19 protein-coding genes and 1 pseudogene are annotated in these 24948 nt (G+C 62.8%); 12 read left to right on the top strand and 8 right to left on the bottom strand.

Annotated elements, in window-relative coordinates; genetic code table 11:
• Positions 1-8: 8 nt before the first annotated feature.
• Both ACVDG8_RS08845 and ACVDG8_RS08840 read right to left on the bottom strand, forming a co-directional pair.
• The gene (locus tag ACVDG8_RS08845; protein WP_455707648.1) at positions 9-1751 is read right to left on the bottom strand and encodes a TadG family pilus assembly protein; all 1743 of its coding nucleotides are present in this window, start codon (positions 1749-1751) and stop codon (positions 9-11) included.
• A 19-nt stretch (positions 1752-1770) separates the two neighbouring features.
• Entirely contained in the window at positions 1771-2217 is a 447-nt protein-coding gene (locus ACVDG8_RS08840; RefSeq protein WP_447257278.1) for a TadE/TadG family type IV pilus assembly protein, read from the bottom strand.
• Between the two features lie 293 nt (positions 2218-2510).
• On the opposite strand from ACVDG8_RS08840, the gene ACVDG8_RS08835 reads away from it, so the two are divergent.
• The 4 genes from ACVDG8_RS08835 (at position 2511) to ACVDG8_RS08820 (ending at position 7956) form a co-directional block, all read left to right on the top strand.
• Positions 2511-4103 (top strand): peptide ABC transporter substrate-binding protein, encoded by a 1593-nt coding sequence (locus ACVDG8_RS08835; RefSeq protein WP_447254362.1) that lies wholly within the window; start codon positions 2511-2513, stop codon positions 4101-4103.
• Between the two features lie 175 nt (positions 4104-4278).
• The gene (locus ACVDG8_RS08830; protein WP_447254361.1) at positions 4279-5202 is read left to right on the top strand and encodes an ABC transporter permease subunit; all 924 of its coding nucleotides are present in this window, start codon (positions 4279-4281) and stop codon (positions 5200-5202) included.
• Complete coding sequence (locus ACVDG8_RS08825; RefSeq protein ID WP_447254360.1) at positions 5195-6319, top strand: ABC transporter permease; 1125 nt, start codon at positions 5195-5197, stop codon at positions 6317-6319. The genes ACVDG8_RS08830 and ACVDG8_RS08825 overlap by 8 nt, the downstream gene beginning before the upstream one ends.
• Before the next feature lie 17 nt (positions 6320-6336).
• Positions 6337-7956, top strand: coding sequence for an ABC transporter ATP-binding protein (locus ACVDG8_RS08820; RefSeq protein ID WP_447254359.1), 1620 nt, complete (start codon positions 6337-6339; stop codon positions 7954-7956).
• A gap of 27 nt (positions 7957-7983) precedes the next feature.
• Here ACVDG8_RS08820 and ACVDG8_RS08815 read toward each other — a convergent pair whose 3' ends face one another.
• Entirely contained in the window at positions 7984-8325 is a 342-nt protein-coding gene (locus ACVDG8_RS08815; protein WP_447254358.1) for a hypothetical protein, read from the bottom strand.
• Positions 8326-8519: 194 nt separating this feature from the next.
• Between ACVDG8_RS08815 and ACVDG8_RS08810 the strand changes: the two are divergent.
• Positions 8520-8800 (top strand): annotated as a pseudogene (locus ACVDG8_RS08810) (type II toxin-antitoxin system ParD family antitoxin); the annotation flags it as partial.
• 14 nt (positions 8801-8814) lie between these two features.
• Positions 8815-9180, top strand: a complete 366-nt coding sequence (locus ACVDG8_RS08805) for a type II toxin-antitoxin system RelE/ParE family toxin (protein ID WP_447254356.1) — start codon at positions 8815-8817, stop codon at positions 9178-9180.
• A gap of 191 nt (positions 9181-9371) precedes the next feature.
• Here ACVDG8_RS08805 and ACVDG8_RS08800 read toward each other — a convergent pair whose 3' ends face one another.
• Positions 9372-10682 carry a tyrosine-type recombinase/integrase gene (locus tag ACVDG8_RS08800; RefSeq protein WP_447254355.1) on the bottom strand — a complete coding sequence of 437 codons (1311 nt, stop codon included), beginning with the start codon at positions 10680-10682 and terminating at the stop codon, positions 9372-9374.
• Positions 10683-11292: 610 nt separating this feature from the next.
• Here ACVDG8_RS08800 and ACVDG8_RS08795 point away from each other — a divergent pair.
• Both ACVDG8_RS08795 and ACVDG8_RS08790 read left to right on the top strand, forming a co-directional pair.
• On the top strand, positions 11293-12255 hold the full coding sequence (locus tag ACVDG8_RS08795; RefSeq protein ID WP_447254354.1) for an ArdC family protein: 963 nt from the start codon (positions 11293-11295) through the stop codon (positions 12253-12255).
• Entirely contained in the window at positions 12252-12641 is a 390-nt protein-coding gene (locus ACVDG8_RS08790) for a DUF2958 domain-containing protein (RefSeq protein ID WP_447254353.1), read from the top strand. The genes ACVDG8_RS08795 and ACVDG8_RS08790 overlap by 4 nt, the downstream gene beginning before the upstream one ends.
• Before the next feature lie 19 nt (positions 12642-12660).
• Here ACVDG8_RS08790 and ACVDG8_RS08785 read toward each other — a convergent pair whose 3' ends face one another.
• The gene (locus ACVDG8_RS08785; protein WP_455707647.1) at positions 12661-12867 is read right to left on the bottom strand and encodes a hypothetical protein; all 207 of its coding nucleotides are present in this window, start codon (positions 12865-12867) and stop codon (positions 12661-12663) included.
• A gap of 39 nt (positions 12868-12906) precedes the next feature.
• On the opposite strand from ACVDG8_RS08785, the gene ACVDG8_RS08780 reads away from it, so the two are divergent.
• The 4 genes from ACVDG8_RS08780 to ACVDG8_RS08765 all read left to right on the top strand — a co-directional run bounded on the left by ACVDG8_RS08780 (position 12907) and on the right by ACVDG8_RS08765 (position 21622).
• Positions 12907-14823, top strand: coding sequence for a DNA-binding protein (locus tag ACVDG8_RS08780; protein WP_455707646.1), 1917 nt, complete (start codon positions 12907-12909; stop codon positions 14821-14823).
• A gap of 161 nt (positions 14824-14984) precedes the next feature.
• Positions 14985-19325 carry a strawberry notch-like NTP hydrolase domain-containing protein gene (locus ACVDG8_RS08775; RefSeq protein WP_455707645.1) on the top strand — a complete coding sequence of 1447 codons (4341 nt, stop codon included), beginning with the start codon at positions 14985-14987 and terminating at the stop codon, positions 19323-19325.
• Positions 19273-20334 carry a DUF7146 domain-containing protein gene (locus tag ACVDG8_RS08770; protein WP_447254352.1) on the top strand — a complete coding sequence of 354 codons (1062 nt, stop codon included), beginning with the start codon at positions 19273-19275 and terminating at the stop codon, positions 20332-20334. The genes ACVDG8_RS08775 and ACVDG8_RS08770 overlap by 53 nt, the downstream gene beginning before the upstream one ends.
• Before the next feature lie 358 nt (positions 20335-20692).
• Entirely contained in the window at positions 20693-21622 is a 930-nt protein-coding gene (locus tag ACVDG8_RS08765; RefSeq protein WP_447254351.1) for a DUF2493 domain-containing protein, read from the top strand.
• A 17-nt stretch (positions 21623-21639) separates the two neighbouring features.
• Here the strand turns inward: ACVDG8_RS08765 and ACVDG8_RS08760 are convergent, their stop codons facing one another.
• The 3 genes from ACVDG8_RS08760 to ACVDG8_RS08750 are packed head-to-tail and all read right to left on the bottom strand — an operon-like array spanning position 21640 to position 24933.
• Positions 21640-22206: an ATP-binding cassette domain-containing protein gene (locus ACVDG8_RS08760; protein WP_447254350.1), complete on the bottom strand. Its 567-nt coding sequence runs from the start codon at positions 22204-22206 to the stop codon at positions 21640-21642.
• A gap of 55 nt (positions 22207-22261) precedes the next feature.
• Positions 22262-23266, bottom strand: coding sequence for a hypothetical protein (locus tag ACVDG8_RS08755; RefSeq protein ID WP_455707644.1), 1005 nt, complete (start codon positions 23264-23266; stop codon positions 22262-22264).
• Positions 23263-24933 (bottom strand): ATP-binding cassette domain-containing protein, encoded by a 1671-nt coding sequence (locus ACVDG8_RS08750; protein ID WP_447254348.1) that lies wholly within the window; start codon positions 24931-24933, stop codon positions 23263-23265. Before ACVDG8_RS08750 ends, ACVDG8_RS08755 begins: the two co-directional genes overlap by 4 nt.
• Between the last annotated feature and the right edge of the window lie 15 nt (positions 24934-24948).

Below are 24948 nucleotides of genomic sequence, written 5' to 3'. Positions count from 1 at the left end.
ACGGCGGTTTACTGGACGAGCACCGAGCGTCCGCAGGTCGCGCCTGTCACCCGCACGTCGGCCTCGCCGACACGCACGCCAAGCGCGCCAAGCAAATTGTAGACGAGGCTGTCGACCGGGGCGGTCACACCGTTGAGCACGGTAACCACCGCCGGCTTCACCGTCCCCAGAAGTGCGGTGAGATCGATGCCGAGACCCAGCGCCGTGACCGTCAGCGACAAATTGTTGACCAGCGAGGTGGTGAGCGACTGCGTCAGGTTCTTGGTCGACACCGTCTTGATCGCCTTGTTGGCGATATCGGTGGCGTTGAAGGTCAAGTTGGTGGGCGTCATGTTGGTGATGTTGAAGTAGGACGAACCGTTGATCTGTATCAGACTGAGGTTGATCAGCAGCAGCTTCAGGCTGACATCCGCGATTTCCGCATCGGAGAAGGATTGCGGCTTGGTGAAGTCGGCGAAACCGGTGGCGTTGCTGTTGGCCAGATGCGCCGCGACCACGCCCGGTTGAGCGGCGATCGTAACCTGGATGCTCGACGGGCCGGTCGGGCAGGTGATGTCGGTCAATCTGGCTTCGGCGTAGGCGATCTCGATGTTGAGTGGCAGGTTGACCGCGAGCAGGCTGATACCGCCGCCGAGATTGGAATTGCCGAGGCCGACGCTGGCATTGATCTTTATGCGCGTCTGCGCGGTGCGAACCACAGTCCCCAATTCCCCCACTGCCAGCCAGGGCGTGGCTTGCGGCGGCTCGCCGATGGCGATCGAAACCGTCGTTGACAACAGCCCCGGTATGGTGGCGCCGAGGTTGACGGCGACCTGATTGGTGCCATTGGCAAGACCGGCGGCCGCCGTCAGCATGCTGAGCGCGCTCGCCGCCACGGTGAGCCCCGGCGGCTTCTGCCCGATGCCGAGATTGCCGACCGACCCGAGGTCGACAAGGGTGCTGAGTGGGATCTTGACGGTGTTGGTGGCGCTGGAGGCCATGGTCTGCAAGGCCACCTTGGCCGAGTTGCCAAGTCCCGGCACATTGGCCATGGCCGTGGCGATCTGTCCGACCGTCGCCTTCGAGGCGAGCACGTCGTTGTAGGAAACGCCGGTCAGATGCAATTGCGTCGCCAACGCATCGGTGAAGGAAAGAACGTCGATATCGGCTGAGATAAGCGAATTATAGTCCATCACGCTGAGCGAGATATTGCCGCCCAGAAGGCCGCCGAGAAGCGCGTTGAGAATGCCGCCATTAAGGCTGGCGAGCCGCGATCCCACCGAAAAGGCCGCTTGTGGCTGCGCGCTGCCGATGGCGCTTGTGCCGATCGTCGGCGGGCTCATCATGGAGGCGGCGAAATAGAGCGTGCCTTGCTTCTTCAGCGACACCTGGACGGCATTGTAAGGCAACTGCCCCGCCTGGAAGCGGCTACCAGTGGCAATGGTGGTCAGACCGGTATAGCGCCCAGGTGTGATCTGGACGACGGCCTTGGTGGCGGTCGGCGCGATCGTCGTGCCTGATTGCTGGACGGCGACGGAGGTGATGCCATTGTCGCTCAGCGCGGTCAGCACCGCCTGCTGGGCGTTGCTGATGTTGTTCGCCGCGGTGATCGCGGCGATGTCGACGATCGACTGCGCGGCGCGGCGCTCGTTGTAAAGCGCGCCTTCGTCGACGGCGAAAGCGGTCAAGGCTAGCGCCACCGGCGTGCACAGCGCCGTCATGACGGCAAAATTGGCGCTCCGGTCGGCGAGCAGCCGCCGCGTCGCCGCCATCAATCCCCCTTGATGTGCATCAAATACCTCCGACACGGATCGTCGACTGGCGCTGGATCGTCGTGCCCGGGAGCGGCAGGTTTCGGAACAGGTTCCAGATCGGCAGGTTGCGCGCATCGTAAGTGACCGAGACGACGAACTGGCTGCCGTCGGCGGCGCTGTCCTGCGCGCTGATTGTCAGCTTGGTGGGATCGACGAACGGGTAGCCCGCGACGTCATTTGCGACAAAGTCGGTCACCAGCGCCTGTCTTTCCGTCTGGTTAAGCCCGGCGATCGCCGTCCGTGCAGCGTCGGCGGCGATCTGCTGCACCGAATGGCTGGCGCCGAAATAGATGCCGTATGCAACTATTCCGAGCAGAAGCACGATGAAGATCGGCGCCAGCATGGCGAATTCGACCGCCGACGTGGCCGCCGTATTGGCTCGGAAACGAGACCAAGAAACGAGGTTTTTCTGGTTCTTCAGCATGAGCTGAGAATGCCAAGACCCGGCTGCAGAAACAGAAAACACATTGAACAACCGGCAGGTGTAGCAAGTTGAATCGAAGCTCTGAGCGTTAGATTTCGCTGTTTTAGCAAAGGTACGCTCACTTTGCGTCAAGCAGGCAATGGTTGAAATAAAATACTCCTCTGTCTAGTCTCCTGCCACCAGCTGCCGGGACGGACCGGCGGCACGCTTGAAAAGGGGCCATTCAAACGGCTCCGATGCGTCAACACTCAAAAAGGCGTGGCTGAGGGGCCGCGCCGACAGGGAGAAACTTCATGCTGAAAAACATGCTGAAGGCGACGGTGTTCGCCGCCACCATGGCTCTGGCCACTGGTACCTTCTACACGCATGCTTTCGCCGAAACCGTCTACAACCGCGGCAGTGCCGCCGAACCGGAATCGGTCGACCCGCACAAGACCTCGACCGTCTATGAAGCCAACATCCTGCGCGATCTGTTCCAGGGGCTGGTCATGCAGGACGAGAAGACCAATCTGATCCCCGGCGCCGCCGAGAGCTGGGCAGTGTCCGACGACGGCACCGTCTACACCTTCAAGCTGCGCAAGGACGGCCTGTGGTCGGATGGCAGCCCGGTGACGGCGGAGGATTTCGTCTATGCCTTCCACCGCCTCGAAGATCCGGCGACCGGCGCCGAATACGCCTCGATGCTCTATCCGGTGAAGGGAGCCGAGGACTTCAACACCAAGAAGGGCAAGGCCGAGGACATGGGCGTCAAGGCGATCGACGCCAACACGCTTGAAGTGACGCTGAAGGCGCCGACGCCTTACTTCCTGGAGATGCTCACCCATCAGGCGACCTATCCGGTCAACAAGGCCTCGATGGACAAGCTCGGCGCCGAGTGGATCAAGCCGGGCAAACTCGTCTCCAACGGCGCCTACACGCTTGCCGAATGGGTGCCGAACGACCACCTCAAGCTGGTCAAGAATCCGAAATTCTGGGATGCGGCCAGCGTCAAGATCGACACTGTCAACTACATCCCGACCGAGGACCGCTCCTCGGCCATGAAGCGCTTCGAGGCCGGCGAGCTCGACAGCTATGACGACCTGCCGACCGAGCAGCTTGCCGACCTGAAGACGAAATTCGGCGACCAGATCCGCGTCGGGCCGTATCTCGGCACCTATTACTACGCCATCAAGACCGACAAGGCGCCGTGGAACAATGTCGAGCTGCGTAACGCCATCTCGATGGCCATCGACCGCGACTTCATCGCCGAGAAGGTGTGGCAGAATTCGATGCTGCCCGGCTACTCGATGGTGCCTCCAGGTGTCGAGGGCTACACGCCGTCATTGGCCAAGTTCGCCGACATGTCGCAGATCGACCGCGAGGATGCCGCCAAGAAGGTGTTTGAGAAGCTCGGCTACACGCCGGAGCATCCGCTGAAGATGGAAATCCGCTACAACACTTCGGAAAACCACAAGAATATGGCGGTCGCCATCCAGGAACAGCTTAAGCCGCTAGGCGTCGAGGTGACACTGCTCAACACCGACACCAAGACCCACTACGGCTTCCTCGAGCAGAAGGGCAATTATGACGTCGCCCGCGCCGCCTGGATCGCCGACTACAAGGATCCCGAGACCTTCCTCGGCATCTCGCGCAAGGCGAGCGGCAACAATTACTCCGACTATGACAGCCCGGCCTACGAGGCTGCCATGGACAAGGCTGCCGCCGCCGGCGGCAAGCCCGAGGAGCGCATGAAGGACCTCGCGGCGGCCGAACGCATTCTCGTCGACGATGTCGGCCAGATCCCGCTTCTCTATTACAGCTACCACGACATCGTGTCCTCGAAGCTGCACGGCTTCACCGACAATGTCATGGACATCCATCCGTCCCGCTTCATCACCAAGGACTGACCAGAAACCTTGGCCGCGCCGCCGCTCCTGTTTTGGGGGCGGCGGCTGCGGTCTGTCGTCGTGCCGGGCCGAAAGTCGGGTTGGATTTTCGGGTTACCCGGTGCGAAGATCAGAGATGCCAGCGCGCCACGGTCTTCGTCCGGAGAGCTGTCGCCCTGGCTGAAACGGGGCACCGATGCTGCGTTATGTCCTGCGGCGGTTGTTGACCGCCATTCCGACGCTGTTCGTCATCGTGACGGTGGCGTTCTTCCTGATCCGTGTCGCGCCGGGTGGTCCGTTCAACCAGGAACGGGGCCTCAGTCCGGAGATCAAGGCCAACATTGAAGCCCAGTTCGGCCTCAACGACCCGCTCTGGCTGCAATATGTCCACTATCTCGGCAACCTTTTGCGCGGCAATTTCGGCCCGAGCTACAATCTGCCCGACTTCACCGTCGCGGAACTCTTCGCCAAAGGCCTGCCGATCTCGATCCAGATAGGCAGCTCGGCGCTGATATTGGCGCTGTTGCTGGGCAGCATTCTGGGCACGATCGCCGCGCTCAACCAGAACAAGATCGGCGACTATTCGGTGATTGCGCTCGCCACCGCCGGCAGCACCATCCCCACCTTCGTCATCGCGCCGGTGATCCAGCTCGTCTTCGGTCTGTCCTGGAAGCTGCTGCCGATCGGTGGCTGGGGCGATGGCGCGCTGATCAACAAGGTCGGGCCGGTGCTGACGCTGGCCCTGCCGCAGATCGCCATCGTCGCCCGGCTGATGCGTGGCTCGATGATCGAGAGCCTGCGCTCGCACCACATCCGCACCGCCCGCGCGCTGGGCCTGTCGGACTGGTCGGTTGTGGTCAAGCACGCGCTGCGCGGCGCCATCCTGCCGATCGTTTCCTTCACCGGTCCGGCGGCGGCGGCGCTGCTCACCGGCTCGATCATCGTCGAGACGATCTTTTCCATTCCAGGCGTCGGCCGCTATTTCGTCGACGCGGCGCTCAACCGCGACTACACGCTGGTCATGGGCACCGTGGTGGTGATCGCGCTCTTCACCATCGTCTTCAACCTGATCGTCGATGTCCTCTACGCGGTCGTCGATCCGAGGGTGCGCTATGACTGAGCTTGCCGTCGTCGTTCCCGAACCGATCGTCGGCCGCTCGGCCTGGGGCAATGCCTGGGCGCGGCTGAAGCGCAACCGCGCCGCCATGTTCAGCCTCTATTACCTGGTGCTGATCGCAATCATCAGCGTGTTCGGCCCATGGGTCGTGCCGCACGAATACACGACCATCTATGGCGACTATGTGCGCATGCCGCCGAGCCTTTCGGCCTACCCGAAACCGGAGATGATCCAGGGGGCGTTGACCGACGCCGTCAAGCGCATGCGTGTCGACATCAAGGAATGGCATCAGGACGGCAACCGGGTCATCGTCACCGTCACCTCGACCAAGCCGATCGACGACCGCAACGCCCGCTACCTCGACCGTTCCGACGCTTTCGACGACACCAAGATCGAGAACAAGTCGCCCGATGGCCTCGAGGTGACGATGAGCGCGGCGGTCAAGCAGCAATATTTCTATTTCGGCACCGACAACACCGGTCGCGATCTCTTGTCGCGCACGCTGATGGCCGGCCGCATATCCCTGGCGATCGGCCTGCTTGCCGGCGTCGTCGCCGGCGTTATCGGCGTCGTCTATGGCGCGACGGCGGGCTTTGCCGGCGGCAGGGTCGACGAGGTGATGATGCGCATCGTCGACGTGCTTTATTCGCTGCCCTTCATCTTCTTCGTCATCATGCTGGTGGTGTTCTTCGGCCGCAATTTCGTGCTGATGTTTTTGGCTGTCGGCGCGGTGCTGTGGCTCGATATGGCGCGCATCGTGCGCGGCCAGGCGCTGTCCATCCGCCGCCAGGAATATGTCCAGGCGGCCGAAGCGATGGGCGTCGGCCAGCGCGGCATTCTCACGCGCCACGTCATTCCCAATCTGCTCGGACCGGTGGTCATCTACATGACGCTGCTGGTGCCGCAGGTGATCATCCTGGAAAGCTTCCTGTCCTTCCTCGGTCTCGGCGTGCAGGAGCCGATGACCAGCTGGGGCGTGCTGATCTCGGTCGGCGCCAAGAACATCGGCTACGCCAACTGGCTGCTGCTGTTCCCGGCCTTCTTCCTCGTCTCGACGCTGTTTGCGCTGAACTTTGTCGGCGACGGCCTGCGCGACGCGCTCGACCCGAGAGATCGATAAAGATGGGGACCGCTGACATGGCTGCTTCCGAAACGATCCTCAGCGTCAAGGACCTGCGCGTCCGCTTCCAGACCCTCGACGGCACTGTCGAGGCGGTCAAAGGCATCAACATCAAGGTCAATGCCGGCGAGACCGTTGCCGTCGTCGGCGAATCCGGCTCCGGCAAGAGCCAGACGATGATGGCGGCGATGAGCCTGCTGTCCTCCAATGGCGACGCGACCGGCCATGTCGACTATCGCGGCCGGAACCTTTTGACGATGTCGAAGAGCGAGCTCAACAAGGTGCGTGGCCGCAAGATCAGCATGATCTTCCAGGAGCCGATGACCTCGCTCGATCCGCTCTACACCATCGGCAACCAGCTGATCGAGCCGATCCGCCGCCATCGCGGGCTAAATGGGACAGCGGCCAGGGAAGAGGCGCTGAAGCTTTTGCGACTGGTGCACATTCCCGACCCCGAGCGGCGGCTGAAATCCTATCCACATGAGATGTCGGGCGGCCAGCGCCAGCGCGTCATGATCGCCATGGCCCTGGCCAACGATCCCGACATATTGATCGCCGACGAGCCGACAACGGCGCTCGACGTCACCATCCAGGCGCAGATCCTGATGCTGCTTGCCGAGCTGCAGCGCAAGCTCGGCATGGCGATCGTCTTCATCACCCACGATCTCGGCATCGTGCGGCGCTTCGCCGACCGCGTCTATGTCATGCGCCAGGGCGAGGTGGTGGAGGAGGGCGACGCCGAGGCGCTCTTTGCCAACCCGCAGCACGCCTACACCAGGATGCTGCTCGCGGCCGAGCCGACCGGCACCAAGGCGCCGCCGCCAGCCAACGCGCCGGTGCTGCTCGAAGGCAGGAATGTCGAGGTCACCTTCAAGATCGGCGGCGGCTTCCTCGGCGGCGAGCCGCTGATGCTGCATGCCGTGGACAAGATCTCGATCCGGCTGAAGCGCAACCAGACCATCGGCATCGTCGGCGAATCCGGCTCCGGCAAGTCGACACTAGGCCGCGCGCTGCTCAGGCTGTTGCCCAGCGACGGTGTCATCCGCTTTGGCGACCGCGACATTTCGCAAGCCGACAAGCAGGCGATGCGGCCGCTCAGGCGCGAATTGCAGCTCGTCTTCCAAGATCCGTTCGGCTCGCTGTCGCCGCGCATGACCGTCGGCCAGGTCATCACCGAGGGGCTTTTGGTGCACGAGCCCTCGTTGAGCGGCAAGCAGCGCGACCAACGCGCCGTCGAGGCGCTGCGCGAGGTCGGCCTCGACCCGAATGCGCGCAACCGCTATGCGCACGAATTCTCCGGCGGCCAGCGCCAGCGCATCGCCATTGCCCGCGCCATGATCCTGATGCCGAAAGTGGTGGTGCTGGACGAGCCGACCTCGGCGCTCGACAGGTCGGTGCAAAAGCAGATCGTCGAGTTGCTGCGCAAGCTGCAGGCCGATCACGAGCTGTCTTATCTCTTCATCAGCCATGACCTCGCCGTGGTGCGTGCAATGGCCGACTACATCATCGTCATGAAGCAGGGCAAGATCGTCGAGGAAGGGCCGACGGAAGCGATCTTCAGCAACCCGCAAGCCGCCTACACGCAGACGCTGATGAACGCAGCGATCGACGTCACACGGTTCAGGATAAGCGCCTGAAGCGGGAGCCGGTCACTCCGCGTGCTGTCATTGCGAGGACGGGCACTGACGCCTTCGCACCGCGATGATCGCCTGCTGCTGTTGCTGCAGCCGCTCGATCCGGGCGGTTTCGCGATCGGCCACCGCCGTCTTGACGCGCTCGCCGCCCAGCAGCCAGGTCGGCACGCTGGTCTTGGCGACCTTGCCGCGGCCGATGGCGGTCCGCGATATCTCGGTGGCGGTGTCGCCGAGCGCGGCGTTGAGCTCGCTGCAGCTCATCTTGTCGTATTTGGCCTGGCTGGTCGATGCCACGGTCGAAGAGCAACCGGCCGCAACGAGCAGCATGGCGATCAAACTAAACCGCAAGGCGGCAGTCGACGCGAACTTCATTCTCTACCTGGCCTCGCCGTTCAATGGTTTCGCATATCCCTTGAATTAGGGCGGCTAGCCATTACGCCAAAGTGAGGGCTCGCTGTCGAGTCTCCTCGTCCGTTTTGAGTGATGCGCGCCGGTTGACTGATTGAGCATTGGCATAATATGCCATATCCCTGTATCATGGGCTGTGGATTGAAACGGATATCGCGATGCCGACACGCAACGTTGTCCTGACGGAGCACCTGGACGAGGTGATCGACCGGTTGGTGAAAACCGGGCGGTACCAGAACGCCAGTGAGGTCATGCGCGATGGCTTGCGGCTGATCGAACAGCGCGAGGCGCAGGAAGCTGCGAAGCTCACGGCGCTCAGGAGGCCGCTGCCATTGGCTTCCACGACATTGAACAGGGCCGTTTCCAGGATGTCGCCGAGGACGGGCTGGAAGAGTTCATCAGTGGCCTCGGACAACAGGCAAGCGCACGCGCGAAAAAGCCGGCTTGTAGGCGATGGCCCTGTATCGGCTGTCCGCGGCCGCGAAGGAAGATATCGTTCAGATACTTGCCTACACGCAAGCCAGTTTCGGCGAGACCGCACGTACCCGTTACGAACGATTGCTGATCGCGGCATTGCGCGACATTGCCGCCAGTCCTGAGCGGGTGGGCAGCGTTGCCCGTGCTGAGCTCGGCAACGGAATTCGCAGCTATCACCTAAGACACGGTCGAGACCGCGCACGCACCGAACACGGCATTGTCCAGCGGCCACGCCACTTCCTGCTCTATCGCGCAACGCCCCGGATCATTGGCATCGGCCGGGTCCTTCACGACGCGATGGAACTACAGCGCCATCTGCCCACGAGCTACGGCCATGATTGACGGCGACGCGCATGCGGAAGCCAGTCAAGCGACTGATCTATCAGCGAAATTCTGAGCTTTCGGGAAAACTTCGGACTGGTCGGAGTGGCAGGATTTGAACCTGCGACCCCCTCGTCCCGAACGGGCGGGTTGGCCAGCAAAAGCCCAGATTTCCGGCGTTTCTCATGACGTCCGAAGGCGCTTGTTCACGTTTATTTCCGGCGTTTCTGTGGGGTAACTGTGGGGTAGGCGGAAATGTTCTCCTTCTGTGCCGCAGGCATCCTGACTGTGTTTTTGGGCGGGTTTCGCGAGTGTGACTTCGAGACGATCGCCTGGGCCGCTTCGGCCTGAAAATCGGGGTGATGGTGCCCATAAGTCTGAATCAGCACCTGAACCGTCATGCCGAGGAAGCCGGCCGCCGCCCACGGGTCGGAACCTTGCTGCATCAGCCAGGTCGCGGCTGTGTGGCGGAAGACGTGCGGCGTGATGTCGGTGCGGAACACGCGCCGGATGCCACCTTCGGGTGTCGCCACGTCCTCATACCAGCCGAGCCCGGCCGCCTCGACCACCGAGCGGAATGCTTTCTTGATAGACTGCACAGGCTCGCCGTTCCACTCAACGACGTAGTCGTGCGCGATCATGCGGCCGACGCTTGCGCTTTTTCCGCGTCCCTTGGTCTTGATCTCTAGAGGCGTGCGCGCCCAGCGACGCACATGCGCGAACAGTCGGTCAGGCAGCCTAACCGGTGGTTGGCGCTTCTTCGTCTCACGGCGACCGGCGGCGCGGCGATAGAAAACACCGCGTTCCAAGTCGACATATCCTGCTCCCTCCGTGGGCCGGACGGCGGCGCCGCAAATCGCGGCCGAACGGGTGCCGGTATACAGAGCGACCAGAATGAACCGTGCGACGTGGCGTGCAGTTCGGCGGTCGCTTGGCTTACCCTTCCATGATTGGCGCATGCGCCATGCGGCACGAAGCAGGGCGGCCGCTTCGTCGCGAGTCAGCCAACGGTCGCGCGGTACAGACTTCGCCGGCAGCACGATAGCAGGCGCAGAAGTTATATAGCCTTCCCGGTGATAGTTGTTCAGCGCAGCGCGCAGGTCCTCCAACTGACGTCTGGCGGCCGAGCCGTTGCCATGTGCTTTCGCGTAGTCGCGACAGACCTTACCGTCGATGTCGCCGATCTTGCTGTGGCCGAACCAGCTTAGCACGACGATCAGTCGGTCGGCGGTTTCCTTCGGCTTGGCATGTGAGGGAGCGACGTCGGCGAGGTAAACGCTTATGGCGTCGGCTACCGTGACGGATGCCGGATCACGGCCGCGCTCGCGCGCCGGCCGGTATTTTTCAATGATGTGTTGGGCGAGCCGTTTTTCAGCGCGTTCGCGGTCGCCAGTGCCGCCGCAAGCGCTTGTGAAGGTTGTGCCATCGCGAATGAACCAGCCGGCTCCGTTGCGGAGGCTGCCGTCTGCTTTTCGGCTTTCGGCGCGCCAGACCAGGCGTGCCCCTTTCGACGTCCGCGGCATAGTTCCCTCATCTCGGCGATTGCTGCCAAAGTGACGTATTCCTTGCCTGCGATCAACTCTGTCTGAAGGCGGCCTGCATCTCGTTCTTTTCGCAAACCTGCGGCGCCCATCGAGCCGTCCGGAAAAGCGATTTGGGCCGCTACATTGAGTCGGAGTGGTGTAGTGCCGTCCAATTGCTCTGGGATGTTCATGTTTGCCTTTTTCGGGAGGCGCCTGAGAACAAAAGCCGAGCGCCATCGCTCTAGGTTTTAAGCTTGTGGCGATCTGGCCCTGGTCCGTTCAGCGAAGTGGCGCTGCTATGTCCATCGGTCAACCTCGTGGATTCATCCCTTGAATCTAGACACCTGGGAGCCATGTGTGAACAGCCTTGGATCTGTTGTGCGGTGATTGGGACACTCTAGCGTAAAGAACGGCGGTGTACGCCAAACCTACGATCGCAATCTCTGTTCGGAATTGTCGCCAGACATATGGATGTGGCAATTGCGTCGACTGCTAGTTGGCTAAGTCGGCGACATGCCCGCGAACGAGAGGGGGGAGAGTGTGGACGGGTTTTCCGTGATGGGTTGAGAGCCGGAGGAGAGGCCTCCGACGCCCATCGCGGAGAACCGCGATGTCCAGTCACAACAGTCGAACCCGCTCGGTCGCAGACCGTACGAATTTCTATGACGATGTCACCGACAGGATCATCGCCGAACTGGAGGCAGGTCGCTTCCCGTGGGTTCAGCCATGGGGGACTGCCGCAGCGACGGCGACGCTATCTATGCCCAGGAACGCCGGCACCAACAGGACCTACAGCGGGATCAATGTGCTTATTCTCTGGGGCGCCGTAATCCAGCACGGTTTTCCAACACAAAGCTGGCTGACCTTCCGCCAGGCTCTTTCGCTCGGCGGGAGCGTCCGCAAGGGTGAGCGTGGCACGACCGTGGTGTACGCCGATCGCTTTGTGCCGGCTGATGAGAAGAAGCGGACTCGAGAGACGGGCGAGGAAGCCCAGGCGATACCGTTCCTCAAGCGATTCACCGTGTTCAACGTTACGCAATGTGAAGGGCTACTTGATGCGCTCGCCATATCGGCTCCACCACCCGACGCCGGATTGATTGAGCCGCGGGTCGAGGCGCTCATCAAAGCTACCGGCATTGATTTCCGCATCGGCGGCAGCAGCGCCTACTACGAGCCGACCCACGATTATGTTCAAGTGCCGCCGCCACAAGCTTTCTTCGAACCGGTCAACTGGCATCGCACAGCGCTTCATGAGCTGGGTCACGCGACTGGTCACCGATCCCGTCTGGCCCGCGATTTCTCCGGATCTTTCGGCACTAGAAAGTATGCGTTCGAGGAACTGGTGGCCGAAATTGGTGCGGCCTTCTCCTGCGCCGCGCTCGGCATCGTGCCCACGGTACGGCATGCCGACTATATCGGCTCCTGGCTCGAGGTGCTGCGGGAAGACAATCGCGCCATCGTGCGCGCCGCCAGTCAGGCGAGCAAGGCCGCCGATTGGCTCCTCGGTCACCTACCCGAGGACGTCACAGGCCCGATTGACGCAAATGCGGGTAACGAGAGGAGGGCGGCATGATCCTCCTGACGCCAGAGCTGCGCGAGCGTCTTCTTGCCAATGGCCGCGACCGTGACATGGACCATGTCCCGGCCGTCCGCTTCTTCAATCCGGTCGGCGCCGGCACCTGGCTCGCAACCGAACTCGACAAGGATGGCGATACCCTGTTCGGGTTGGCCGATCTCGGCTTCGGCTGTCCTGAACTCGGTAGTTTCAGCCTCTCGGAGCTGCAATCGGTCCGCTTCGCATTCAGCCTGGGAATTGAGCGCGATCTGCTTTTCGCAGGCCGCTTCCCGATCTCGGCCTACGCCGAGGCTGCCCGCGCGGCCGGGAGCATCCCCGAGGGCGAACGCGTTCTGCGCGCGGCCGCCGGGTCACAGCCCAAGGCGGAAGAGGAAGAGGGTTGAGGGGGTTTTCGCGACGGGTTCAGGGCTGAGAGAGCCTCTCGGCGCCCGTCGCGGAGAAACCACCATGGCTACTGCCGTCCAAAAGATCACCTTGTCGTCCTCGCGCGACATTCCTTTCAACAAGCTGGTGCTTGCCCAGACCAATGTCCGGCGCATCAAGGCCGGCGTCTCGATCGAGGACCTGGCTGCCTCGATCGCGCGCCGAGGCCTGATCCAGAGCATCCATGTTCGTCCCGTGCTCGACGCCGGTGGCGAGGAAACCGGCATGTTCGAGGTGCCAGCTGGAGGTCGCCGATATCGTGCCCTCGAAATGCTCGTGAAACAGAAGCGGCTTGCCAAGACCGCACCAGTCCCCTGTGTCATTGGCAGCAACGCGGTTCTGGCAGAGGAAGTCTCGCTCGCCGAGAATATCGAGCGAGCTCCGCTCCATCCGCTGGACGCTTATCGCGCCTTCAAGGACATGCGCGACAAAGGCATGTCGGAGGAGGAGATTGCGACCGCCTTCTTTATCTCGGTTAACGTCGTCAAACAGCGCCTGAAGCTCACCACGGTTTCGCCGGCGCTCCTCGACATTTATGTCGAAGACGGCATGACGCTCGCCCAGCTTGAAGCGTTCTCGGTCAGCGACGATCACGCGCGGCAAGAGCAAGTGTGGGAGGCAATCAAGAACAGCTGGTCGAACGAGCCATATCAGATCCGCCGCATGTTGACCGAGAACAGCGTCCGCGCCTCCGACAAACGGGCCGTCTTCGTTGGTCTCGACGCTTATGAGGCGGCTGGCGGCCAAGTCTTGCGCGATCTCTTCCAGTCGGATGATGGCGGCTGGCTGCAGGATGTGCCGGTGCTCGATCGTCTGGTTATCGAGAAGCTCCAGATCTTGGCCGCCGAAATCGCCAACGAGGGCTGGAAGTGGATCGAAGTCGCGGTGAGTTTTCCCTACGGCGCGGCAAACGGCTTGCGCGAGCTTGAGGGCACGCCTGTTGATCTCACCGAAGAGGAACAGACCACGCTCGACGCGCTGCATGGCGAGTTCGACAAGCTGCAGGCAGAATACGAAGAGGCAGACGAGTTGCCGGACGAGGTCGACCAACGGTTTAGCGAACTTGAAACGGCCATTCGGGCGCTAGAGGCTCGCCCCGTCCGCTTCGATCCGGTCGACATCGTGAGAGCCGGTGTCTTTGTCAGCGTCGATGCTGATGGATCGCTTCTCGTCGAGCGTGGTTATGTAAGGCCGGAGGACGAAGCCCCCGTTGCGTCCGACGGCGAGAATGGCTCCGGGCCCGGGGGAACTGACAATCTGGCGATGGCGGGATCGGTCCAGCGGGCGGTCATTACCGTCGGCGGCCAGTCAGCCGAACCGGAGGATGATGAGGATGGCATCAAGCCATTGCCGGATCGCTTGATCATGGAACTGACGGCAGAGCGGACTCTGGCGCTTCGCGAGAAGCTCGCGAATGATCCTACGACCGCTTTCCTCGCTGTGCTGCACAAGTTCGTGCGGGACGTGTTTTCTCGCTACAATTCACACGGTGTCGCGATGGAAGTCTCTGTCCGCGGCACAGTTTTGTCGGCCCAATCTGCGGAGCTTCGTGACACGCCTTACGCGCGCGCGATCGAAGCCCGCCACGAGGCCTGGGAGATCCGCCTGCCTGCAGATATCAACGACCTCTGGGATGCGCTTGCGACGCTCAGAGACGACGAGCGAGCCGCGCTTTTTGCCCATTGCGCCTCCTTCGGCGTGAATGCCCTTTATGAAAGGGCCGATCGCTACAGCAACGGCGCCATCTCGGCGCATGGCGTGCGGCAGCGTCTCGCTGATGCCGATCACCTGGCCCGGAAAGTCGGGCTTGACATGGTCGATGCCGGGTGGCGGCCAACGGTCGGCAACTATCTCGGACGCGTCACCAAGGCGCGTATTATCGAGGCCGTTCGCGAGGGTGACGGCGAGCGGGCAGCCCAACTTATCGACCACCTCAAGAAGGACGACATGGCCAAAGAGGCGGAGCGGCTCCTCGCCGGCAGTGGCTGGCTGCCTGAACCGCTGCGGCTCATCGACCTCGATGTCGAGGGTGCGTCCAACGCGGATGACGTCGACAACACGCTACCCGATTTTCTCACCGGCAACGACGAAGACGGTCGGGGCAACGAGGAGAATGAACAGGACCTCGACGCTGCCGAGTAGTCTCGGCTTCGCTGCTCAATTGACTGCCCGGCATTCGCAAGAGCGCCGGGCATTTTTGTGTGCGGTGGTCAGAGTGAGAGTGCGGCCGCGACGGGTTTGAGCCCGTCCGGTCGGAGAGAGCACGGGGGCTTTCCCATCTCGCTCTCCCGAGGACTTTCTCGATGAACGTTTTGTTTCCGACAGCCACCGCCGACCCGGCAGCGGCAATCCACGCGGCAGCCCTGCTTCTGCTTCCCCATCTCGAACGTGGTCAGCGCATCGACGCAGCCGTCTTACGTGCCGCGATGGAAGCCTCGTTCGGCGCGTCCGACGCAAGCGGGGCCTGGGACTGGAAGACCGCTTATGATGCATGCGAGGCGACAACCGTCCTTTTCCTTCGCAAATATGGAAAATCGCTTCTGCGCAAAGCCGGATCTCCGGCTGGCGCCTTGCCGCTTTTCGGCAGGATTGCCGGTCTTCTTCCCACGCACACGCGCCGCTCCGAGGAAAGTCAGACGTTCCAACAATTCTCGACGCCGCTCCCGTTGGGCCTCGCGGCTGTCGCCGCGGCGGCCATCACACCCGCTGATCGCGTGCTGGAGCCTTCCGCTGGCACAGGCCTGCTCGCCATCCTTGCCGAGATCGCCGGCGGCTCGCTCGTCCTCAATGAACTTGCCGAAGTCCGCGCCGGACTGCTGTCCAGCCTCTTTCCGGCCCTCTCGATGACCCGGTTCGACGCCGCACAAATCGATGACCACCTCGATCCGGCGATCATTCCGACTGTCGTGCTAATGAATCCGCCATTCTCGGTGCTTGCCAATGTCCAGGGTCGTGTCTCCGATGCAGCCTTTCGGCATATCGCTTCGGCCCTTGCACGGCTTGCCGGCGGTGGTCGCCTGGTCACGATCAGCGGCGCAAATTTCGGGCCGCAGGCGCCTGCTTGGCGTGACGCTTTCATCCGCCTGCAGGAGCATGGCCGCGTCGTCTTCACCGCAGCTATTGAAGGCTCAGTTTATGCCAAGCATGGCACGACGATCGAGACGCGCCTGACGATCATCGACAAGCTGGCGGCCGAGGATCCTTCGGTCTTTCCGGTTTCTCCCGGTCTTGCCCCGGACATTGCAACGTTGCTCAGTTGGATAGAAGAGCATCTTCCCGCAAGGTTGCCCGTCGCCGACACGATCAAGGTCGAACCGATTGTCGCAATACCGCGCTCCGTGCGCGGCTATCTCGGCCGCTCTGTCGGTAAGCCTGCCCGGCAGGGACATTCCGAACCGATCGGGGTTGAACTCTCTTATGAGACGATCGACTGGGCACCCGACGAGAGAGCGCGGCTGACTGACGCGATCTATGAGCATTATGGATTGCAGACGATCCGCATTCCAGGCTCCCAAGCGCATCCGACCAAACTCGTCCAATCCACCGCGATGGCCTCCGTCGCGCCGCCAAAGCCCAGCTATCGGCCAACGCTTCCTGGCGACATCCTGACGTCACTCTCCGATGCCCAGCTCGAAACACTGATCCTCGCCGGTGAGGCTCATTCGGGCTTTCTCACCGGAACGTGGATGGTCGACGATACGCTGGATATCGTCAAAGCCGCACCGGAGGAGGCGGAAGGGGCCGTGCGCTTCCGGCGCGGGTTTTTTATCGGTGACGGCACCGGCGTCGGCAAGGGCCGAGAGTCCGCCAGTATCGTCCTCGACAACTGGCTGCAGGGCCGCCGCAAGGCCGTGTGGATATCCAAGTCAGACAAGCTGCTCGAGGATGCTCAGCGTGACTGGTCGGCGCTTGGAATGGAGCGTCTGCTGGTCACTCCATTGTCGCGGTTTCCGCAGGGCCGCCCCATCGCTCTGGCGGAAGGCATCCTATTTACAACCTATGCCACGCTGCGTTCCGACGACCGTGGCGAGAAGGTTTCGCGGGTCAAGCAGATCGTTGAATGGTTGGGCTCCGATTTCGATGGAGTGCTCATTTTCGACGAGGCGCACGCAATGCAGAACGCCGGGGGCGGCAAGGGGGAACGCGGTGATGTCGCTCCCTCGCAGCAGGGCCGCGCTGGCCTGCGCCTGCAGCACGCACTGCCGAGCGCGCGTGTCGTGTATGTCTCGGCGACAGGTGCGACCACCGTCGGCAATCTGGCCTATGCCCAGCGGCTTGGCCTCTGGGGCGGCGAAGACTTTCCGTTTTCCACCCGCGGGGAATTCGTCGAGGCGATAGAAGCCGGTGGCGTGGCGGCAATGGAGGTGCTCGCCCGAGACCTGCGAGCGCTTGGCCTGTATACGGCCCGCTCGCTCTCCTTCGATGGGGTCGAGTATGAGGTGGTGGAGCACGAACTGACGTCCGAGCAGCGGCGCATCTACGATGCCTATGCCGGCGCCTTCGCCGTGATTCACAACAATCTCGACGCGGCCATGCAGGCCGCCAATATCACCGGCGACAGCGGCACACTGAACTGCCAGGCCAAGTCAGCCGCCCGCTCGGCGTTCGAGAGTGCCAAGCAGCGCTTCTTTGGTCATCTGCTGACATCGATGAAGACGCCTACGCTGATCCGATCGATCGAGCAGGATCTCGAGGCCGGTCATTCGGCTGTCATCCAGATTGTCTCCACCGGCGAGGCGCTGATGGAGCGGAGGCTGGCCGAGGTCCCGACGCAAGAATGGAACGATATCCGCGTCGACATCACACCCCGGGAATATGTACTCGACTACCTCGCCCATTCCTTCCCGGTCCAGCTCTACGAACCCTTCACGGATTCCGAGGGCAATTTGTCATCCAGGCCGGTCTATCGTGACGGGCAACCCGTCGAAAGCCGCGAGGCCGTCGCGCGTCGTACGGCGCTTATCGAAAAGCTCGCCAGCTTGCCGCCGGTGCCTGGCGCGCTTGACCAGATCGTCCAGCGCTTCGGGACGGATACGGTAGCGGAGGTGACGGGCCGGTCGCGGCGCATCGTCCGGAAGGGCGACATACTGATGGTTGAGAGCCGCGCGGCCTCTGCAAATCTCGCCGAGACGCAGGCTTTCATGGATGATGTGAAAGGCGTTCTGGTCTTTAGCGATGCCGGCGGGACGGGACGCAGCTACCATGCCGAACTGTCGGCGCGGAACACCCGGCTGCGCGTCCACTACCTGCTGGAGCCTGGTTGGAAGGCCGACACCGCCATCCAGGGCCTCGGCCGCACACACCGGACCAACCAGGCGCAGCCGCCGCTGTTCCGGCCGATCGCGACCAATGTGAAAGCGGAGAAGCGTTTCCTCTCCACCATCGCACGCCGCCTCGACACGTTGGGCGCGATCACGCGCGGCCAGCGCCAGACCGGCGGGCATGGCCTGTTCCGGCCAGAGGACAATCTGGAATCGCACTATGCGCGCGCTGCCTTGCGCCAGCTCTATCTGCTGGTCGTCCGCGGCAAGGTCGAAGGGTGCTCGTTGCAGCGGTTCGAGGAGATGACCGGCCTGAAGCTGATGGACGACAACGGCATCAAGGATGAGCTGCCGCCGATCACCACTTTCCTCAATCGTCTGCTGGCACTCACCATCGACCTCCAGGACATTCTGTTCGCGGTCTTCGAGCAATTGCTTACTGCCAAGGTGGAAGGCGCCATCGCGGCTGGCGTCTATGACGTCGGGCTTGAGACCATGCGTGCCGAGAGCTTCGTCGTCACGGAGCGGCGCACGATCTACACCCATCCGGGTACAGGCGCCGAAACGCAGCTCCTCACCGTCGCGCAACGCCAGCGCAATCGACCCATGTCTGCCGAGGAGGCTGTCGCCCATCTCGACGAGCCACATGCCGTTCTCCTCGTCAACGAACGCTCCGGTCGTGCCGCCGTGCAACTTCCGGCACCCTCTTTCATGCTCGACGACGGTGAGATCGAGCGACGGGTCCGCCTGATCCGGCCGATGGAACAACATCATGCCTCACTGCGCATGATGGATGAGAGCCACTGGGGCAGGGCGGATCGTGGCTCTTTCGAAGCCGCATGGAGTGCCGAGGTTGCCGGCATCCCCGCGTTCTCCGATTCGACCATCCACATCGTCGCGGGCTTGCTGCTGCCGATCTGGAAACGGCTGCCCACCGAATCGAGCCGCGTCTATCGCCTGCAGACCGATGACGGTGAGCGCATCATCGGTCGCAGGGTTTCCGCGGCATGGGTCGCCGGCGCACTCGCAATCGGTGTGAGTACGTTGACCGCGGAGGATGCCTTCAACGCCTTGATGGAGGGTCGCACGACACTCGACCTCGCTGAAGGCCTTCATCTGCGCCGCGGCCGCGTTATGGGCGCCAATCGCATCGAGCTTTCGGGTTTCACCGACACCATGCGCGAGCGGCTCTCGGCGTACGGGCTTTTCCACGAAATCATTTCCTGGAAGCTGCGCATGTTCGTTCCCACCGACGCAACAGGCCCCGCCGCGCTTGCGAAGATCCTCCAGCGCTATCCTGTCCAGCGCGTCAGCGAGAGGAGGCCGCCTGATGTTCCCTCACAATGCTTCCGAGCTGGCATACCGTCTTGCGCAACAGGCTGAGGCCGTGTGCCGACGCTATCTTTCCAACGGTCACCGCGAGGGCCGGTACTGGTTGGTTGGCGATGTTCGCAATTCTCCTGGACGATCAATGTTTGTCCGTCTTGAGGGTCCAGACTCCGGTAAAGGCCAGGCAGGCAAGTGGACGGACGCCGCCACCGGCGAGCACGGCGATTTGCTCGACGTCATCAGGGAATTCCTTGGCGCGACTGGGTTCAAGGACGTCGCCGATGAGGCGCGCAGCTTTTTGTCCATGCCCCAGCCAACTCCCGACAAAACGGAACGCAGACGACGATTGGCTCACCCTGCTTTGGGCTCTGCCGAAGCCGCCAGGCGGCTGGTCACCATGTCGCAGGCGATCTCAGGCACGCCCGTCGAGACATACTTGCGTGGACGCGGCATAACGGCCTTGCACGAAACAGGAAGCCTTCGCTTTCATCCGCGCTGCTACTACCGTCCCGACGAGCACGGGCCGACCGAGACCTGGCCCGCAATGATCGCGGCGGTCACCGACCTCAAAGGCAAGCTCACCGGCGCACACCGCACCTGGCTCGATCCGGGCGGCTTCAGCGAGGCCCATCTTGGCCGGGCTCCGATCGATACGCCGCGGCGAGCCATGGGCGAACTGCTTGGACACGCTGTCCGCTTCGGCGTCGGCTGTGATGTGATGGCGGCCGGTGAGGGCATCGAGACCATGTTGTCGCAACGTTCAGCATTGCCCTCTTTGCCGGCGATCGCAGCCCTGTCAGCGGCACATTTGTCAGCCATCCTGTTTCCTGACACGCTGCGGCGGCTCTACATCGCTCGCGATAACGACCCGGCAGGGGATGGGGCAATGGCGACCCTCATCGAACGCGCCAGCTCGGCCGGGATCGAAGCGATTGTGCTGACGCCGCTGCTCGGCGACTTCAACGAGGATCTGCGTCTGCTCGGTCTGGACGCGGTCAGGGCGTCCTTGCGGGTTCAGATCGCACCCCAGGACGTCGCACGTTTTATGCTCCTGGCGGCCTGACCGGAAGGAGGGACGTGATGGCGGCAAGTCGCTGTCGGATGTCAAGCGCATGTCGCGTTCCTCGCCCCGGGGCGGGGCCGGCCCACGGCCTTCCAGAGGGCGATCGGGCAGCGGGCGGTCCGGACCCTGCAATGGCTGCGCCCCGGCTATTTTCCGGCGGCCTATCCACCCCACGCGGCAAGCCGCGTGGGGACCCCGGCTTCAGGCCTTTCCATCGCGAAACAAAATAGCCGGGCTCGCCATCCTTCACTTCCGTTTCGGCCCTGCGCTGGCGCTGCGGGTGCAAGTCCGGACCGCCCGCCGCCTTCGTCGCCATGAAGGCCGCGATGGGCGCGGCCAATCCGCCGAGGAAGCCGACATGGGTAGCCAGCACGACACCGACTTCGAACCGCAATCCGAATCATCCCCGACCGACCATGTGCTTCAGGAGCTCCAGCTCTATGGCTACCGTCCCTTCGAAGACGAGCCCGATCCGCGCCCGCTTCCCGAAGGCCATGTCGTCGCCGCCAGCATCGCCGACATCTTCGACGCCCTCGTTGTGGCGATGGCCGACACACGCCTCGAACCCGACCTCGAGGAACTGCTGTGGGGAACGGTCAACCTCTTCCATCGCGCATGCCATCGGATCGAGCGCGAACTCGATGAAAATGAAGTCTCGCAGCAGCGCCTGCAGCGCGAACAGGATGGGTCCGAGATCAAGTCCGTTGAACTCGAACGGCTCACCGCCCAGGGTCAAACACTGCTCGAACGCCGCAATGCCTTCGAACTGATGCGCGACCAGGCCGCCGAGCACTTCGAGCATCACACGCATTCGATCTGGCGACCGCGTGCGGGCTCCGTTGTCAACCATCGCAATCTCACCGCGGCCATGATCGACAGCCGCGATTTCCTTGCCGCCAAGAAACACGCCGACAATCAAGTTCTTCTACCTGTCGGACCGAAGGTCGCTGTCACCGGCGGGCTCGACTTCCAAGACCACCAGTTGATCTGGGCCAAGCTCGACCAGGTCCGCGCCAAGCATCCGGATATGGTGCTGCTGCACGGCGGATCGCCAAGGGGTGCGGAGTTGATCGCCGCCAAATGGGCCAACAATCGCAAGGTGCCGCAAATTGCCTTCAAGCCCGACTGGACAAGGCACGCCAAGGCCGCACCGTTCAAACGCAACGATGCAATGCTGGACACACTGCCGATCGGCGTCATTCATTTCCCCGGCACGGGCATTCAGGACAATCTCGCCGACAAGGCCCGCAGGCTTGGCATCCCGGTCATGAAGTTCGGCGGCACATGAGTGCCGCCGAGATCAGGTCAGTTGGTCATGACCAGCCGCTGGCATCCAGGAAACACCAAGTTGGTCTCATGGCTCGATAGGATGACGATGCGTTGACGCAGCCGATGCAGTAGCGTGTCGAGGATGCGTTTGCCCTGTTCGGGGTCAATGTGTTCGGTCGGTTCGTCGAGTAGCACCACAAGCTTGTCGGAAAGCCATGCGCGGGCAAGGTTCAGCCTTTGTGCCTCGCCGAGCGACAGCATACTTTGCGTAATCCAGCCATCCAGGCCGCCGGCTGCCCGGATCCGGTCTCCCAGTTCCACGCCATTCAGCGCAGCCCACAATTCGTCCTCGCCGGCGTTTGGGGCAAACAGGTTTTCGCGCACCGTGTCGGCCAGAACCGTTGCGTCGTGCGGGCAGAAGCAACTCATCGAGCGGCGTGCATCCACACTGAGCCCGACGCCATCACCCAGGACGTGCCCGTCACCGGCGTCCAGCCAACCGGCAATCTGTTTGAGCAGGGAGGTCTTGCCGCAACCGCTTGTGCCTTGCAGGGCCGTCGGGCTGCCAGCTTTGAAAATGGCAGTGAGAGGCGGTCCGATCAATCGGCCATCTGGAGCGTGGCGGGACAATTCGTCCAGTGCTAGCGAAAAAATGCGTTCACGGCCGTGCCTCCATGCCAGTCCGTCTCCGTTGATCGACCATTTCGCCAGCGCAGCGCGCCGCCCTCTCGCGCGCGAAGGCGACCAGGATCCTCGAAGCGCCCTGTAAAGATTCGCCCATGGCCAACCAGGCGAATGCCAGCATGGCCGGTGGCAGCAGCGCCGTGCCGCGCAGGCCAGTCAGCCAGGCGCAAACAAGGACACTCAACATGGCGCATGGCGCCAGGCAACTGGCCAGCATGTCGATCAGGGCTTGTCGGTGGCGAAGCATCGCCGCGCTCTTCTGGGCGCTGACGTAGCCGTCAAACGACTCACTGAGCGTAGATTTCCAGTGGCCTTCGCCCTGCAGCGGCACCACGGACTGCATCGCGGAACCAAGCCGGCGGGAGGACTGCTGCCGGCCTTCGCGGATATCTGCCAGATCGGCCTTGGCCCATTTCGCCAGGGAATAGGCCCCTCCTGCATATGCCGCCATAAGCAGCAGGATCGCCACTGTTGCCAGCGGCGTCATCCATAGGGTCACGGCGAGAAGCAAAAGAAGAGCGGCGCCGACGGTCGACGACGGAAGATCGACCCGCAGGCGCGCATAATCCACGTCTTCGACGTCGTCGAGAAAATCGGCAAGCCGATCCTGGTTGCCAAGTTGCCAGCCCGCCTTGCGCACGGAAGGGGCCGCCGCCATCGCAGCGAACAGTGTCGAGCGGCGCAAAACCTGATCGATGAGTGCCGCCCGGTGGCCGACAACACGCTCGCCATATTTGGCCGCGGTCCGTGTCAGTGCGAACAAGCGTATAAACGCAGCCGGCATATGAAAATTGAACGTCAGAGCGGCGGGCGTCAGGCCTGCCAGGGCGACCGCGCCGAGCAGCCAGACGGATACGCTTGTCAGCAGAATTCCGCCTATCAGCGCCGCAAATGCGAGCACAAAGGCGAGACGCCATCGCGCCGTGTTTCGGAAGCTCTCTTCTGATCGGGTGGCAATCGAGGAAGCGCCGTCGGTCACGCGACTTTCTCCTGTGCCTGCCGAGTGCCCAACCCGACGTCGATCGATTTTCCTGCGAGCATGACCAGGCTCCTGTCATGCGTCGCCACGAGAACAAGCCGGCTGCGCGCCGCGTCGGCAAGCGCGCGGCGAACCAATGCGGCATTTGCGGGATCAAGCTTGGCGGTCGGCTCGTCGGCAAAGATGTCGCGGCCCGAGATCAGCGCTCGTGCCAGGCCGATACGCACGCGCTGCCCGCCTGACAGGTTTTCACCGCCGGCCTTGATCAACGCATCAAGCCCTCCTGGCAGAAGCACGTCATCGAGAAGGCCGACTTGGCCCGCGACCAGAAGCTGGCGGGTCCGGCAACATAGTCCGGTCCCCCAGCCGATGGCTTCACCAAGTGTACCTTCGGGCACATAGATGTCGGTGGAGCACCAGGCGATTGCTGGCCGGTCAAGCTCCGATCTGTCGGATTGCCTTGACCCAATCCGGGCAAGATGACGCAGCAAGGTTGATTTGCCAGATCCGCTTGGTCCGGTGATGGCCACCAGCCCGGTTGGGGGCAGCTGGGATACAGCAGCGACCAGGTCGCGGGTCAGGATTGCGTCTTCGAAATCAGCCGATTGCGAGAGAGCGGCCAGCACGAGCGTGTCGAGCGCGGTTGCGGCGGCAAGGCCCTCGGCCTTGGCGTGATACTGCTCGGCGTACCGGCGAAACGGGGCGAAATACTCCGGCGCGATCATCAGGATGGACAGGCTTTGCCAGAGCTGCAGACCGGCAAAGCCGGGAATGTGCATCAGCTTGAGATGTCCTAGGCCGAGAAATACGGCCAGGATTGCGATTGAAAGTGAGGAGAAGAAGTCGATGATGCCGGCGTTCAGGAAGGCAATCTTGAGTACGCTCATCGTGCCTGATGCGTAGGTGTCCAGCCGTGTCTCGAGTTTGCGCCTTTCGCGCGCCAGCGCATGATTCCCCAGAATTGTCGGCAACGTGCGGATGCGGTCGGCGAATTGCGCGGCAAGCCGACCGAAGGCTTTCTCCTGCGCCTCGGCGCCATTGCGGATCGCGCCGCCGATGAGGACAAAGAAGACAATCATCACCGGAGTCAGCAGCACGAGGGCAAATGCCGCCTCCCACGAGACGGCCGCGATCACCGCTGCGGCAGCCAACGGCCCCAGTCCCAGCATGATCGAAGCGAGGCGATGCCCGACTGCCAGGCCGGCGACGGCTTGCGGATAGCGTTGGAGGCCGGCGATCAATGTTCCGAGCGGCATCGCCTGGATATCGCCAGGCAAAGCCGCGGCGAGGGCGCGGCGCGCGGCCTCAAGCAAACCGTTGGCGACTTTCAGTTCGGTGCTGGCGACGGCGCGGTCGGTCGCCAGGCCGACGACCGACGCGAGGATCAGGCTCGCCAAGCCGGCTCCAGGCTGCAACCAGCTGGCCTCGCCGGCGATCATCTCACCGACGAAGACTGCCGCCAGCCCGGTGAAGGCAAGCCGCAATCCAATACGCACCATCTGCAGCGCCAGGGTGGCACGCAGGCCGGGGGCAGCCAGGCTACGCGCCAGGCTAAGCGTCGTACTGCAGGGGACGTTCGACCCGGAAAGGGCGTCCGAAACAGGCGCCTCAGGCGCCTTTGGCCCAATCGGACGGGAGTGACGGCGGATCGAGATGGTTTTGAGCATGGCACATCTTTCCCA

The organism is Mesorhizobium sp. ORM8.1 (assembly GCF_053005525.2).
Note: the sequence above shows the minus strand (reverse complement) of the source record. Positions and strands in the feature narration are given on the sequence as shown.

Excerpts from the sequence above, each read along its gene's own strand:
- ACVDG8_RS08830 (WP_447254361.1), top strand. The coding sequence starts at position 4,279 with ATGCTGCGTTATGTCCTGCGGCGGTTGTTGACCGCCATTCCGACGCTG.
- ACVDG8_RS08770 (WP_447254352.1), top strand. The coding sequence starts at position 19,273 with ATGTTCCCTCACAATGCTTCCGAGCTGGCATACCGTCTTGCGCAACAG.
- ACVDG8_RS08805 (WP_447254356.1), top strand. The coding sequence starts at position 8,815 with ATGGCCCTGTATCGGCTGTCCGCGGCCGCGAAGGAAGATATCGTTCAG.
- ACVDG8_RS08815 (WP_447254358.1), bottom strand. The coding sequence starts at position 8,325 with ATGAAGTTCGCGTCGACTGCCGCCTTGCGGTTTAGTTTGATCGCCATG.
- ACVDG8_RS08750 (WP_447254348.1), bottom strand. The coding sequence starts at position 24,933 with ATGCTCAAAACCATCTCGATCCGCCGTCACTCCCGTCCGATTGGGCCA.
- ACVDG8_RS08775 (WP_455707645.1), top strand. The coding sequence starts at position 14,985 with ATGAACGTTTTGTTTCCGACAGCCACCGCCGACCCGGCAGCGGCAATC.
- ACVDG8_RS08845 (WP_455707648.1), bottom strand. The coding sequence starts at position 1,751 with ATGGCGGCGACGCGGCGGCTGCTCGCCGACCGGAGCGCCAATTTTGCC.
- ACVDG8_RS08765 (WP_447254351.1), top strand. The coding sequence starts at position 20,693 with ATGGGTAGCCAGCACGACACCGACTTCGAACCGCAATCCGAATCATCC.
- ACVDG8_RS08840 (WP_447257278.1), bottom strand. The coding sequence starts at position 2,217 with ATGCTGAAGAACCAGAAAAACCTCGTTTCTTGGTCTCGTTTCCGAGCC.
- ACVDG8_RS08825 (WP_447254360.1), top strand. The coding sequence starts at position 5,195 with ATGACTGAGCTTGCCGTCGTCGTTCCCGAACCGATCGTCGGCCGCTCG.
- ACVDG8_RS08785 (WP_455707647.1), bottom strand. The coding sequence starts at position 12,867 with ATGGATGCTCTGGATCAGGCCTCGGCGCGCGATCGAGGCAGCCAGGTC.
- ACVDG8_RS08780 (WP_455707646.1), top strand. The coding sequence starts at position 12,907 with ATGTTCGAGGTGCCAGCTGGAGGTCGCCGATATCGTGCCCTCGAAATG.
- ACVDG8_RS08835 (WP_447254362.1), top strand. The coding sequence starts at position 2,511 with ATGCTGAAAAACATGCTGAAGGCGACGGTGTTCGCCGCCACCATGGCT.
- ACVDG8_RS08790 (WP_447254353.1), top strand. The coding sequence starts at position 12,252 with ATGATCCTCCTGACGCCAGAGCTGCGCGAGCGTCTTCTTGCCAATGGC.
- ACVDG8_RS08820 (WP_447254359.1), top strand. The coding sequence starts at position 6,337 with ATGGCTGCTTCCGAAACGATCCTCAGCGTCAAGGACCTGCGCGTCCGC.
- ACVDG8_RS08800 (WP_447254355.1), bottom strand. The coding sequence starts at position 10,682 with ATGCCGCGGACGTCGAAAGGGGCACGCCTGGTCTGGCGCGCCGAAAGC.
- ACVDG8_RS08795 (WP_447254354.1), top strand. The coding sequence starts at position 11,293 with ATGTCCAGTCACAACAGTCGAACCCGCTCGGTCGCAGACCGTACGAAT.